This window comes from Streptomyces corchorusii (assembly GCF_001514055.1).
Lineage (GTDB): Bacteria > Actinomycetota > Actinomycetes > Streptomycetales > Streptomycetaceae > Streptomyces > Streptomyces olivaceoviridis.
Map to the genome: position 1 here is coordinate 154608 of NZ_KQ948369.1, position 13590 is coordinate 168197.

The 13590-nt window shown below is 69.7% G+C and carries 9 protein-coding genes; 3 read left to right on the plus strand and 6 right to left on the minus strand.

What is annotated here, in order from left to right; translation table 11 throughout:
- Positions 1-88 precede the first annotated feature (88 nt).
- The 5 genes from AQJ11_RS37105 to AQJ11_RS37125 all read right to left on the minus strand — a co-directional run bounded on the left by AQJ11_RS37105 (position 89) and on the right by AQJ11_RS37125 (position 6133).
- A complete protein-coding gene (locus AQJ11_RS37105) occupies positions 89-760 on the minus strand; it encodes a FadR/GntR family transcriptional regulator (RefSeq protein WP_014671709.1) in 672 nt (223 codons plus the stop codon).
- 160 nt (positions 761-920) lie between these two features.
- Entirely contained in the window at positions 921-2537 is a 1617-nt protein-coding gene (locus tag AQJ11_RS37110; protein ID WP_058079928.1) for a glycerol-3-phosphate dehydrogenase/oxidase, read from the minus strand.
- A 47-nt stretch (positions 2538-2584) separates the two neighbouring features.
- A complete protein-coding gene (gene glpK / locus AQJ11_RS37115; RefSeq protein WP_014671707.1) occupies positions 2585-4123 on the minus strand; it encodes a glycerol kinase GlpK in 1539 nt (512 codons plus the stop codon).
- Positions 4124-4214: 91 nt separating this feature from the next.
- Positions 4215-5009 (minus strand): MIP/aquaporin family protein, encoded by a 795-nt coding sequence (locus AQJ11_RS37120; RefSeq protein WP_058079927.1) that lies wholly within the window; start codon positions 5007-5009, stop codon positions 4215-4217.
- Between the two features lie 359 nt (positions 5010-5368).
- Entirely contained in the window at positions 5369-6133 is a 765-nt protein-coding gene (locus AQJ11_RS37125) for an IclR family transcriptional regulator (RefSeq protein WP_014671705.1), read from the minus strand.
- A gap of 279 nt (positions 6134-6412) precedes the next feature.
- On the opposite strand from AQJ11_RS37125, the gene metH reads away from it, so the two are divergent.
- From metH to AQJ11_RS37140, 3 genes are all read left to right on the plus strand, one after another.
- Positions 6413-9925, plus strand: a complete 3513-nt coding sequence (gene metH / locus AQJ11_RS37130) for a methionine synthase (protein WP_059266218.1) — start codon at positions 6413-6415, stop codon at positions 9923-9925.
- Positions 9926-10036: 111 nt separating this feature from the next.
- Complete coding sequence (locus AQJ11_RS37135) at positions 10037-10738, plus strand: HAD family hydrolase (RefSeq protein ID WP_059266219.1); 702 nt, start codon at positions 10037-10039, stop codon at positions 10736-10738.
- Positions 10739-11170: 432 nt separating this feature from the next.
- Entirely contained in the window at positions 11171-12775 is a 1605-nt protein-coding gene (locus AQJ11_RS37140; RefSeq protein WP_014671701.1) for an ABC transporter substrate-binding protein, read from the plus strand.
- 123 nt (positions 12776-12898) lie between these two features.
- On the opposite strand, the gene AQJ11_RS37145 is transcribed toward AQJ11_RS37140, so the two are convergent.
- Complete coding sequence (locus tag AQJ11_RS37145) at positions 12899-13570, minus strand: response regulator (protein WP_014671700.1); 672 nt, start codon at positions 13568-13570, stop codon at positions 12899-12901.
- Between the last annotated feature and the right edge of the window lie 20 nt (positions 13571-13590).

Below are 13590 nucleotides of genomic sequence, written 5' to 3' on the forward strand. Positions count from 1 at the left end.
CGCGGGGGCGCCCGCAGCCCCCTTGCGTGGGGGAGTGAACGGATCACTGCCCCGTTCACCACCGCGGAACACGCGCGAGCAGCCGAACTCACAGAGTGGACCGCAGCCACTGCTCCACGCTCGCGATGTGCACCGTCGCCCAGGAGCGCGCCGCCTCCGCGTCCCGGTCGCGCAGCGCGCCCAGGATCGCCCGGTGCTCGCGCAGGGTGCGGCCGACGGCGTCCTCCTGGGTGAGCCCCCGCCAGATCCGGGCCCGGGTGGTGGGCCCCGACAGCCCGTCCAGCAGCGAGCACAGCACCGAGTTCCCGGCGCTCTGCACGATGCCCCGGTGGAACTCCAGGTCGGCCGCGACCAGTTGCTCCACCGACGGCTCCGCGCCCAGCGCGTCCAACTGGGCCTCCAGCGCGTCCAGTTGCCCGGGCTCGATCCGGGGGGCCGCCAGCGCGGTCGCGGCCGGCTCCAGGATGCGGCGCACGGCCAGGAACTCCAGCACGGTGTCGTCGCGGTGGAAGTCCACGACGAAGCTCATCGCCTCCAGCAGCAGCTGAGGGTCGAGGCTGGTGACATAGGTGCCGTCGCCCTGCCGTACGTCGAGGATGCGGATCAGCGACAGGGCGCGCACGGCCTCCCGCAGGGAGTTGCGGGACAGGCCCAGCTCGGCGGCCAGCTCACTCTCCTTGGGCAGCCGGTCGCCCGGGCGCAGCGCACCGGAGACGATCATGCCCTTGATCTTCTCGATCGCCTCGTCGGTGACTGCCACGGCCGGCCTCCTGTCGCCCCAGACATCGGATGTCAGCACATTATGCGGCGGCGCCGCCGGGCCGCGGAGGGCGTTCCGGCGCACGGGGATGTGGGAAGGGGCGGCCCCATCGGCGTGGGGCCGCCCCTCAGGTGTCCTGGACCGTTGTGCGAGCCCGCTGCTACTTCTTGTCCAGCAGGTCCTGGACCTTGCCGCGGACCTCGTCCGTGTCCAGGCCCCGGATGGTCAGCGTGGTGCGGCGGCGCAGCACGTCGTCCGCCGTCTCGGCCCACTCGTGGTCACGGGCCCAGACGACCTGCGCCCAGATCTCCGGGGCGTCGGGGTGGACACGCCCGGCCAGCTCCGGGTTCTCGTTCGCCAGCCGGGCGATGTCGAAGGCCAGGGAGCCGTAGTGGGTGGCCAGGTGCCTGGCGGTGTCGGCGCCCATGCGCGGACCCGGGGCCGGACCGTCCACCAGCAGCCGGTGGGCGACCGCGCGCGGGTTGGCGACACCGGGCAGCGGCAGCTTCTTCGGCAGCGAGGAGATCGGCTCGAAGTCGTCGCCGAGCGGGTGACCCGGCAGCGCCTCCAGCTTCTTCATGATCGTCCGGCCGATGTGGCGGAACGTCGTCCACTTGCCGCCCGCGACGGACAGCATGCCGCCCCTGCCCTCGGTCACCACGGTCTCGCGCTTGGCCTTGGCGGTGTCGCCGGGGCCGCCCGGCAGCACCCGCAGACCGGCGAACGCGTAGGTGATGAGGTCGCGCTGGAGCTGCTGGTCCCGGACGGAGAACGCGGCCTCGTCCAGGATCTGGGTTATGTCCTTCTCGGTGACCCCGACGTCCGCGGGGTCGCCCTCGTACTCCTCGTCGGTGGTGCCGAGCAGCAGCATGTCCTCCCAGGGGAGGGCGAAGGTGATGCGGTACTTGTCGATGGGGGTCGCGAGCGCGGCCTTCCACGGAGACGTCCGCTTCAGGACCAGGTGCGCGCCCTTGGACAGACGGATGGACGGCGCCGCGTTCGGGTCCTCCATCCGGCGCAGGTGGTCGACCCAGGGGCCGGTCGCGTTCAGCACCAGCCGGGCGTTGACGCCGAACTCCTCGCCGGACAGCCGGTCCCTGAGGTCGGCGCCGGTGACCCGGCCCCTGGTGAAGCGCAGCCCGGTGACCTCGGCGTGGTTGAGGACGACCGCGCCCGCCTCGACGGCCGCGCGGACCGTCATCAGCGCCATGCGGGCGTCGTTCATCTGGTCGTCGCCGTAGACGGCCACGGCCTTGAGGTTCTCGGTGCGCAGCTCGGGCACGTCCTGCGCCGCCTTGGCGGGGGAGAGCAGGTGGCCGACGCCGTCGCCGAACGCGGAGAGCGCGGAGTAGGCGAAGACGCCCGCGCCGAGCTTCGCCGCGCCGTGCGGGCCGCCCTTGTACACGGGGAGGTAGAAGGTGAGCGGGTTCGCCAGGTGGGGGGCCACCTGGCGGGAGACCGCACGGCGTTCGAAGTGGTTCTCCGCCACCAGCTTCACCGCGCCGGTCTGGAGGTAGCGCAGACCGCCGTGGAGCAGCTTGGAGGAGGCGGAGGAGGTGGCGCCGGCGAAGTCGCCGGCGTCGACCAGCGCCACCCTGAGGCCGGACTGCGCGGCGTGCCAGGCGGTGGAGATGCCCAGGATGCCGCCGCCGATCACAAGAAGGTCGTACGACGCCTTGGCGAGCTGCTCCCTGGTCTCGGCCCGGCTCGGGTTGGAGCCGGAAGCCGGGTGCGTTCCCAGGGCAGGCACGGTCTGCAGGGTGGACTGACTGGTCATGTCGGGTACTTACTCCTCGTCAGAGATGGCTGAGCCGGAAGGGCCGCTCAGCTCTCGTCTTCGAGCCAGCCCATGGTCCGGTCGACGGCCTTGAGCCAGTTCTTGTACTCACGGGCGCGGGTCTCCGCGTCCATGCGGGGGGTCCACTCGGCGGCCCGGCGCCAGTTGGCGCGCAGGTCGTCGGTGCTGTTCCAGAAGCCGACGGCGAGACCGGCGGCGTAGGCGGCGCCGAGGCAGGTGGTCTCGGCGACCATCGGGCGCACCACCGGTGCGTCGAGGACGTCGGCGAGGGTCTGCATCAGCAGGTTGTTGGCGGTCATGCCGCCGTCGACCTTCAGGGTCACCAGCTCGTCGCCGGAGTCCTTGACCATGGCGTCGGCGATCTCCCGGGTCTGCCAGGCGGTGGCCTCCAGGACGGCGCGCGCGAGGTGCGCCTTGGTGACGTACCGGGTCAGGCCGGCGATCACACCGCGGGCGTCGGAGCGCCAGTGCGGGGCGAACAGGCCGGAGAAGGCCGGCACGAAGTAGGCGCCGCCGTTGTCCTCGACCGAGAGCGCGAGCGTCTCGATCTCGGCCGCGGTGGAGATCAGGCCCATCTGGTCGCGCATCCACTGCACCAGCGAGCCGGTGACGGCGATGGAGCCCTCCAGGGCGTAGACCGTCGGCTGGTCGCCGATCTTGTAGCCGACGGTGGTCAGCAGACCGGCGTAGGAGTTGATGATCTTGCTGCCGGTGTTCATCACCATGAAGGTGCCGGTGCCGTAGGTCGACTTGGTCTCGCCCTCGGAGAAGCAGGTCTGGCCGAACAGGGCCGCCTGCTGGTCGCCGAGCGCGGAGGCGACCGGGATGCCGCCGAGCAGGTCGCCCAGCTTGCCGCCCGTGATCTCGCCGTAGACCTCGGCGGAGGAGCGGATCTCGGGCAGGATCTGCAGCGGCACGCCGATGGACTCGCAGATCTTCTCGTCCCACTGCATCGTGTGCAGGTTCATGAGGAGGGTGCGGGAGGCGTTGGTGACGTCGGTGACGTGCTTGCCGCCGTTGACACCGCCGGTCAGGTTCCAGATGACCCAGGTGTCCATGGTGCCGAAGAGGATGTCACCGGCCTCGGCGCGCTCCTTCAGGCCCTCGACGTTGTCGAGCAGCCAGCGGGCCTTGGGTCCGGCGAAGTAGGAGGCCAGCGGCAGGCCCGTCTCGCGGCGGAAGCGGTCCTGGCCGACGTTGCGGCCCAGCTCCTTGCAGAGCGCGTCGGTGCGGGTGTCCTGCCAGACGATGGCGTTGTGGACGGGCTCACCGGTGTTCTTGTCCCACAGCACGGTGGTCTCGCGCTGGTTGGTGATGCCGATGGCCTTGATGTCGTCGCGGGTGATGCCGGCCTTGGCGATGGCGCCGGCGACGACTTCCTGGACGTTGGTCCAGATCTCGTTGGCGTTGTGCTCGACCCAGCCCGGCTTCGGGAAGATCTGCTCGTGCTCCTTCTGGTCGACGGAGACGATGCGGCCGTCCCGGTCGAAGACGATGCAGCGCGAGGAGGTCGTGCCCTGGTCGATCGCCGCGATGAAGGGGCCTGCGGTGTGGGCGTCGGTCACTGTGTGCTCCTGGAAGATCCGTGGTGATGGGGCTGTACGTACGGCGCGTGCTCGAAGACTCGGTGCTTCGTCAGGCTTCTCAAGAGGCTTCTCAAGCAAAGGCGACGTTGTAGATGCCTGCACCGATGGCACCGCCGATCAGCGGACCGACCACCGGGATCCAGGCGTAGCTCCAGTCGGAACCGCCCTTGTTGGGCAGGGGCAGCAGGGCGTGCACGATGCGCGGGCCCAGGTCGCGGGCCGGGTTGATCGCGTAGCCCGTCGGGCCGCCGAGCGACAGACCGATCGACACGACCACGAGCGCGGTGATCAGACCGCCGAGGACGCCGAGGCCGTTGCCCTTGTCGTTCAGGCCCTGGGTGAGGACCGCGAGGATCAGCACCACCGTGCCGATGATCTCCGTGGCGAGGTTCTGCACCGCGTTGCGGATCTCCGGGCCGGTGGAGAAGATGCCGAGGACCGGGCCGGCGCCCTGCTCCTCGGCCTCGACCGCCTTGGCCGCCGTGTCCTGCGCGCCCGGCCCGCCGACGATCTCCTTGTCGGTCAGGTGCGCGTAGAACTGGCCGTAGTAGGCGACCCACACCAGAGCCGCGCCGATCATCGCGCCGAGCAGCTGGCCGGCGAAGTAGGTCGGAACGTTGCTCCAGTCGCCGTCCTTGATGGCCAGGGCGACGGTGACGGCCGGGTTGAGGTGGGCGCCGGACAGCGGTCCGGAGATGTACACGGCCGTCATGACGGCGAAGCCCCACCCGAAGGCGATGGCGAGCCAACCGGCGTTACGGGCCTTGGAGGCCTTCAGCGTCACGGCGGCGCAGACACCGCCGCCGAGCAGGATGAGTATGGCGGTACCGATGGTCTCGCCGATGAAGATGTCGGAGCTGGACACCCGCGACTCCTTTGTCCTTCGTCCAGGGGAAAGCCGAACCCCGGTCCCAGCGGGGGTTCTGGCGCCCTCGGGGGTGAGAGCGATGCCGGCCCTTGGCGTTGTCACACTCTAGCGCGTATTGCCGGAAGGTGTTCGACAATGCCGACCGATGGACGGGAGTCTCGCTTCGGCGTTACACGTGAGTCAAGAGTTCTGTTATCGAAAACAGGATCGTTATTGATCGCTGCGGCTTATCAACGTTCGTACACGGACATACGATCTACCCGTTTTTGCCGATTTCAGGGTAGATCGACGACCGGAACGCCGCCTGGCGTCCCGGTCGTACCGGCTCTTCCGTTCGTCCCCGCCCGCGCCCTCGGTCAGAACCGCCCGGCGCCCAGATCACGGGAGACCGCGCGGGCGCAGTCGCGCACCGCGGCGATCAGCTCCGGGCGCAGCTCGCCCTCCCGGCACAGCCGCTCCACCGCGCCGGTGATGCCGACCGCGCCCACCGGCATCCGGCGCCGGTCGTGGATGGGCGCGGCGATCGACGCCACGCCCTCCCAGGTCTCCTCCACGTCGGCCGCGTACCCACGCGCGCGCGTGAGGTCGAGGAGGTGCTCGAAGTCGCCGGGGTCGCACACCGTGCGGTCCGTGAAGGCCTTCCGCTCGGTGTCCAGCGCCTCGCTGTGCGCGACCGGGTCGTAGGCGGACAGCACCTTGCCCAGGGCCGTGGAGTGCAGCGGCTGCATGGCCCCGATCTCCAGCACCTGCCGGCTGTCGTCGGGCCGGAAGACGTGGTGCACGATCAGGACGCCCTGCTGGTGCAGGACGCCCAGGTACACGCTCTCCCCGCTGGACCTGGCCAGGTCGTCGGTCCACACCAGCGCCCGCGCGCGCAGCTCGTGCACGTCGAGATAGGTCGTGCCGAGGCGCAGCAGCTCCGCGCCGAGCTGGTAGCGCCCGGAGGCGTCGTCCTGCTCCACGAACCCCTCCTGCTGGAGGGTGCGCAGGATGCCGTGGGCGGTGCCCTTGGCGAGGCCCAGTGACGAGGCGATGTCCGACAGGCCGAGCCGCCGCTCGCCGCCCGCGAGCAGCCGCAGCATCGCCGCCGCCCGTTCGAGCGACTGGATGTTCCGTGCCATCGCCGTCCTGCCTCCGTCCCCTTCGACTGCCGCGGTGCGGTGAGAAATCACCGTTCGGCAATGTCGAACACTACCGGTCCATGCCGACCTCCCGCTAATGGTCGGACGGCACCTGTTACATCACACGGGACCCGTGCGTGGCACACGGGCCGTTCGCGTCCGTCTCGTGGACGCCGCTGCCCATCCAAGCCCACTCCGGTTACTCTGGCGCCGTGCGGCAGTCCGGCCGGTCCGGGCAGCCGCATAGCCGACAGCCGTCGCATCCCAGGGAGCCCTTACATGGCCTCGTCGCCAACGTCCCCTTCCGCCGACAGCCGGACCCGTGTGTCCGCGCTCCGTGAGGCACTCGCCACCCGTGTGGTGGTCGCCGACGGAGCCATGGGCACGATGCTCCAAGCCCAGGAGCCCACCCTTGAGGACTTCCAGAACCTCGAAGGCTGCAACGAGGTCCTCAACATCACCCGCCCCGACATCGTCCGCTCCGTCCACGAGGCGTACTTCGCCGTGGGCGTCGACTGCGTCGAGACCAACACCTTCGGGGCCAACCACGCGGCCATGGCGGAGTACGACATCGCCGACCGGGTCCACGAACTCTCCGAGGCCGGCGCCCGCATCGCCCGGGAGACCGCGGACGAGTTCTCCGCCCGCGACGGCCGGCCCCGCTGGGTCCTCGGCTCCATCGGCCCCGGCACCAAGCTGCCCACCCTCGGACACATCGGGTTCACCACCATCCGGGACGGCTTCCAGGCGAACGCCGAGGGCCTGCTCACCGGCGGCGCCGACGCCCTGATCGTCGAGACCACCCAGGACCTGCTCCAGACCAAGGCGTCCGTCCTGGGCGCCCGGCGCGCCATGGAGCGCCTCGGCACCGAGGTCCCGCTGCTCTGCTCGATGGCCTTCGAGACCACCGGCACCATGCTGCTCGGCTCCGAGATCGGCGCCGCGCTCACCGCGCTGGAGCCGCTCGGCATCGACATGATCGGCCTGAACTGCTCGACCGGCCCGGCCGAGATGAGCGAGCACCTGCGCTACCTCACCCGGCACTCCCGCATCCCGCTGCTGTGCATGCCGAACGCGGGCCTGCCCATCCTCACCAAGGACGGTGCCCACTTCCCGCTCGACGCCGAGGGCCTGGCGGACGCCCAGGAGAACTTCGTACGCGATTACGGCCTCTCCCTCGTCGGCGGCTGCTGCGGCACCACCCCCGAGCACCTGCGCCAGGTCGTGGAGCGAGTGCGGGATCTCACCCCGCCCGAGCGCGCCCCGCGCCCCGAGCCGGGCGCCGCCTCCCTCTACCAGTCGGTGCCGTTCCGCCAGGACACCTCCTACCTGGCCATCGGCGAGCGCACCAACGCCAACGGCTCCAAGAAGTTCCGCGAGGCCATGCTGGAGGGCCGCTGGGACGACTGTGTGGAGATGGCCCGGGAGCAGATCCGCGAGGGCGCCCACCTGCTCGACCTGTGCGTGGACTACGTCGGCCGGGACGGCGTCGCCGACATGGAGGAACTGGCCGGCCGCTTCGCCACCGCCTCCACCCTGCCGATCGTCCTGGACTCCACCGAGGTCGACGTCATCAAGGCAGGCCTGGAGAAGCTGGGCGGCCGCGCGGTGATCAACTCGGTGAACTACGAGGACGGCGACGGCCCCGACTCCCGGTTCGCCAAGGTCACGCGGCTGGCGCGGGAGCACGGCGCCGCGCTCATCGCGCTCACCATCGACGAGGAGGGCCAGGCCCGCACCCCGGAGAAGAAGGTCGAGATCGCCGAACGGCTGATCGCCGACCTGACCGGGAACTGGGGCATCCGTGAGGAGGACATCCTCATCGACACCCTGACCTTCACCATCTGCACCGGTCAGGAGGAGTCCCGCAAGGACGGCATCGCCACCATCGAGGCGATCCGCGAGCTGAAGCGGCGCCATCCGGCGGTGCAGACCACCCTGGGCCTGTCGAACATCTCCTTCGGCCTCAACCCGGCCGCCCGCATCCTGCTGAACTCCGTCTTCCTGGACGAGTGCGTCAAGGCCGGCCTGGACTCGGCGATCGTGCACGCCTCCAAGATCCTGCCGATCGCCCGGTTCAGCGAGGAAGAGGTCGCCACCGCCCTCGACCTGATCCACGACCGCCGCGCCGAGGGCTACGACCCCCTCCAGAAGCTCATGCAGCTCTTCGAGGGCGCCACGGCGAAGTCCCTGAAGGCCGGCAAGGCCGAGGAACTGGCCGCGCTGCCCCTGGAGGAGCGGCTCAAGCGCCGCATCATCGACGGCGAGCGCAACGGCCTGGAAGCCGACCTGGACCAGGCGCTCCAGGACCGCCCGGCGCTCGACATCGTCAACGAGACCCTGCTGGACGGCATGAAGGTCGTCGGCGAGCTGTTCGGCTCCGGCCAGATGCAGCTGCCCTTCGTCCTCCAGTCCGCCGAGGTCATGAAGGCGGCCGTCGCCTACCTCGAACCGCACATGGAGAAGTCGGACGCCGAGGGCAAGGGCACGATCGTGCTCGCGACCGTGCGCGGCGACGTGCACGACATCGGCAAGAACCTCGTCGACATCATCCTGTCCAACAACGGCTACAACGTCGTCAACCTGGGCATCAAGCAGCCGGTCTCCGCGATCCTGGAGGCGGCCGAGGAACACCGGGCCGACGTCATCGGCATGTCTGGGCTCCTGGTGAAGTCCACGGTGATCATGAAGGAGAACCTGGAGGAGCTGAACCAGCGCGGCCTCGCCGCCCGCTTCCCGGTCATCCTCGGCGGCGCCGCCCTCACCCGGGCCTATGTCGAACAGGACCTGCACGAGATCTACGAGGGCGAGGTCCGCTACGCCCGCGACGCCTTCGAGGGCCTGCGCCTGATGGACGCCCTCATCGGCGTCAAGCGGGGCGTGCCCGGGGCGAAGCTGCCCGAGCTGAGGCAGCGCCGGGTGCGGGCCGCCGCCGTGGAGGTCGAGGAGCGCCCGGAGGAGGGCCACGTCCGCTCCGACGTCGCCACCGACAACCCGATCCCCGAGCCGCCGTTCTGGGGCACCCGGGTCGTCAAGGGCATCCAGCTCAAGGAGTACGCGAGCTGGCTGGACGAGGGCGCGCTGTTCAAGGGGCAGTGGGGCCTGAAGCAGGCCCGCACCGGCGAGGGCCCGACGTACGAGGAACTGGTCGAGACCGAGGGCCGGCCCCGGCTGCGCGGCCTGCTCGACCGGCTCCAGACCGAGAACCTCCTGGAAGCGGCCGTCGTCCACGGCTACTTCCCCTGCGTGTCCAAGGACGACGACCTGATCATCCTGGACGAACAGGGCAACGAGCGCACCCGTTTCACCTTCCCGCGCCAGCGCCGCGGCCGGCGCCTGTGCCTGGCCGACTTCTTCCGCCCGGAGGAGTCGGGCGAGACGGACGTCGTCGGCCTCCAGGTCGTCACCATCGGCTCGCGCATCGGCGCCGAGACCGCGAAGCTCTTCGAGGCCAACGCCTACCGCGACTACCTCGAACTGCACGGTCTGTCGGTCCAGTTGGCCGAGGCCCTCGCCGAGTACTGGCACGCCCGCGTGCGCGCCGAACTCGGCTTCGGCGGCGAGGACCCGGCCGCCATCGAGGACATGTTCGACCTGAAGTACCGGGGGGCCCGCTTCTCCCTCGGCTACGGCGCCTGTCCCGATCTGGAGGACCGCGCCAAGATCGCGGAACTGCTCAAGCCGGAGCGGATCGGTGTCCACCTGTCCGAGGAGTTCCAGCTCCACCCCGAGCAGTCCACGGACGCGATCGTGATCCACCACCCGGAGGCGAAGTACTTCAACGCACGGTGAGGCGTGTCCACCCAGCAGACTGATCGGACACGTCGTAGACTGGTCGGTCCACTGCAGGCCGGTTCCCCGCCCGGGAACCGGCCTGGTCGTCCCTCAAGGAGGTGCGCCCGGATGACCAGTACGGTCCCCGCGCTCGGAACCCGTACAGCCGAAGGCTCCGCCCTTCAGGCGGTACTGCTCGACATGGACGGCACCCTGGTGGACACGGAGGGCTTCTGGTGGGACGTCGAGGTGGAGGTCTTCGCCACCCTCGGCCACACCCTGGACGAGTCCTGGCGGCACGTCGTGGTCGGCGGCCCCATGACCCGCAGCGCCGGCTTCCTCATCGAGGCGACCGGCGCCGACATCACCCTCGCGGAACTCAGCGTGCTGCTCAACGAGGGCTTCGAGGACCGGATCGGCCGCACGCTGCCGCTGATGCCGGGCGCCTCCCGGCTGCTCGGCGAACTGCACCTGCACGGCGTCCCCACGGCGCTGGTCTCCGCCTCCCACCGGCGCATCATCGACCGTGTGCTGTCCGTGCTCGGGCCGCACCACTTCTCCCTCTCCATCGCCGGGGACGAGGTCTCCCGCACCAAGCCCTTCCCGGACCCGTACCTGCTCGCCGCCGCCGGACTCGGTGCGGATCCGGCCAGATGCGCCGTGATCGAGGACACCGCCACCGGCGTCGCCGCCGCCGAGGCCGCGGGCTGCCGGGTGGTCGCCGTCCCCTCCGTGGCCCCCATCGGCCCGGCCGAGAGGCGCACCGTCGTCTCGTCTCTGGAAGAGGTCGACCTGGCATTTCTGCGGGGTCTGATGACGGAAATGCGCTAGCCGTTCACCCAGCGTGTTAACGTCATTGGCGGCGCCGGACACATTTCCGGGGAAGTGCGCCCGAGGGAATTCGCCGGGAGCGGCGCGGCCGAATTCCGCTGACTGGCCGCACAGTTGGATGTGTGACGTTCCTCACGTCGACAGGGCTCGACAGCGTCGGCCAAGTGTGCTGACCGTCCCTGCCCGGGGTGCTGCCGCGCGACCTTGTGTCCCGATTGATGGGAAGCTGCACTAATCCTGCCGCTGTCGGGTTTTCGGTGTGTCCGCGGCCGGTTCCACTGCGTGATGGGGGGTCAACTCACGCGGCTGTGAACCCGGCTGCGGGCGCGGACTAATCTCATCGCGAGAACATCGCCGAGAACCCCCGTGATCCGCCGCGTCACCCCTGCATGCCGGATACACGGACCCGAACAGCTCTGGAGAAACTCCCGCATGAACCGCAAGACTTTGGTGCTGCCGGCGGTGGCCGGCCTGCTCACCCCGGTTCTCGCCGCGTGCGGCGGAACCGACAGCGGGAGCAAGAGCGGTGACGCCATCGTCGTCGGTACCACGGACCAGTTCACGGCCACCAAGGAAGCTCCGGCGCCCCTCGACCCGGCCTTCGCCTACGACGTCGGCACCTGGAACATCCTGCGCCAGTCCGTGCAGACCCTGATGGCCCAGCCCAAGGGCGAGGGCGACCCCGTGCCGGACGCCGCCGAGAGCTGCTCCTTCACCGACAGCGGCAGCGAGCGCTACGCCTGCAAGCTGCGGGAGGGCCTGAAGTTCGCGAGCGGTGACCCGGTGACCGCCGAGGACGTCAAGTACTCCATCGAGCGTGCGCTGCGCATCAACGTCCCCGGCGGTCCGGCCGCCCTGCTGAACACCGTCGACACCGTCGAGACGCAGGGCGAGCGCGAGGTCATCTTCCACCTCAAGACGGCCGACGCCACCTTCCCGTACAAGCTGTCCACCCCGGTCGCGGGCATCGTCAACCCGAAGGACTACGCGAAGGACAAGCTGCGGGACGGCTTCGAGATCGACGGCTCCGGCCCGTACACCTTCAAGGCCGACGTCAAGGACAACGCGATCGTCGACGCGACCTTCACCAAGAACCCCAACTACAAGGGCAGCGTGACGGTCAACAACGACCAGGTCCAGCTGCGCTCCTTCGCCGACGCCGACGCCATGGGCGCCGCGATCGACAAGGGCGACATCGACGTCATGACCCGCACCATGTCGCCCGCGCAGATCCAGAAGCTGGACTCCGGCGCCGACGAGAACGTCGACCTGGTCGACATGCCCGGCCTGGAGATCCGGTACCTGGCCTTCAACACCGACGCCCCCAGCGTCAAGTCCAAGGCCGTGCGCCAGGCCATGGCCCAGCTCATCAACCGCGGCGAGCTGGTCTCCAAGGTCTACGGCACCCAGGCCGAGCCGCTGTACTCGCTCGTCCCGGCCACCGTCACCGGCCACTCCAACTCGTTCTTCAACAAGTACGGCAACCCCAGCGTCGACAAGGCCAAGTCGCTGCTCACCAAGGCCGGCATCACCACCCCGGTCAAGCTGACCCTGCACTACACCACCGACCACTACGGTTCGGCCACCAAGCAGGAGTTCGAGGTGCTGCAGAAGCAGCTCAACGACAGCGGCCTGTTCGACGCCTCGATCCAGGGCCACCCCTGGAAGACCTTCCGGCCCGCCGAGCAGAAGGGCCAGTACGACGTCTACGGCATGGGCTGGTTCCCGGACTTCCCGGACGCCGACAGCTTCATCGCGCCCTTCCTGGACAAGGACAACACCCTCGGCTCGCCGTACAACAACAACACCATCCAGCACACGCTGATCCCGCAGTCCCGCCGCGAGGCCGACCGGCTCAGCGCCTCCAAGAGCCTGAACCAGATCCAGGACATGGTCGCCGATGACGTCCCGCTCCTGCCGCTGTGGCAGGGCAAGCAGTACGTCGCCGCACGGGACGACGTCACGGGCGTGGCCTACGCCCTGACCTCCTCCTCGACGCTCCAGCTGTGGGAGCTCAGCCGCGGTGTGAGCGGCTGACGGTCTCCGGGAACCCGGTGAGAGGGCTTCCGGGAACCAGGTGAGCACTGACGCCCGGTACGGCGAAGGCGCCCTTCCCCAGCAGGGGGAGGGCGCCTTCGCCGTCGTACCGTGCTGCCCGTCCTACTGCGCGCCGGGGCGCACCAGACCGCTCTCGTACGCGTACACCGCGGCCTGCACCCGGTCCCTGAGCCCCAGCTTGGTCAGCACATGGCCCACATGCGTCTTCACCGTCGTCTCGCTGACGAACAGATCGGCCGCGATCTCGGCGTTGGACAGCCCGCGCGCCACCAGCTTCAGGACCTCCACCTCGCGGTCGGTGAGCGTGTGCAGGGTGTCCGGCACCGGCTCCTCACCGGAGGGCAGATGCGTGGCGTACTTGTCGAGCAGCCGCCGGGTGATGCTCGGCGCGAGCATCGCCTCGCCGGCCGCGACCACCCGGATCGCCTGCACCAGCTCGTTGGCGGGCGCGTCCTTGAGCAGGAAGCCGCTGGCCCCGGCGCGCAGCGCCTCCACCACGTACTCGTCCAGGTCGAACGTGGTCAGCACCAGCACCTTGGCCGGGCCGTCCCGGCCGGGACCGGTGATCTGCCGAGTGGCCTCCACGCCGTCCATCCGCGGCATCCGGATGTCCATGAGCACGACATCGGGCTGCAACGCGCGCACCTGGTCGAGGGCCTGCAGGCCGTCACCGGCCTCGCCGACGACCGCGATGTCCTGCTCGGCCTCCAGGATCATCCGGAAACCGGTACGCAGCAGGGGCTGGTCGTCGACCAGTAGGACACGGATGGCCACGTGAGACTCCTTCGCTAGTC

What these genes read in the sequence shown, in the direction of transcription:
- AQJ11_RS37140 (WP_014671701.1), top strand. Translation starts at nt 11,171, where the DNA reads ATGAACCGCAAGACTTTGGTGCTGCCGGCGGTGGCCGGCCTGCTCACC.
- metH (WP_059266218.1), top strand. Translation starts at nt 6,413, where the DNA reads ATGGCCTCGTCGCCAACGTCCCCTTCCGCCGACAGCCGGACCCGTGTG.
- AQJ11_RS37135 (WP_059266219.1), top strand. Translation starts at nt 10,037, where the DNA reads ATGACCAGTACGGTCCCCGCGCTCGGAACCCGTACAGCCGAAGGCTCC.
- AQJ11_RS37110 (WP_058079928.1), bottom strand. Translation starts at nt 2,537, where the DNA reads ATGACCAGTCAGTCCACCCTGCAGACCGTGCCTGCCCTGGGAACGCAC.
- AQJ11_RS37125 (WP_014671705.1), bottom strand. Translation starts at nt 6,133, where the DNA reads ATGGCACGGAACATCCAGTCGCTCGAACGGGCGGCGGCGATGCTGCGG.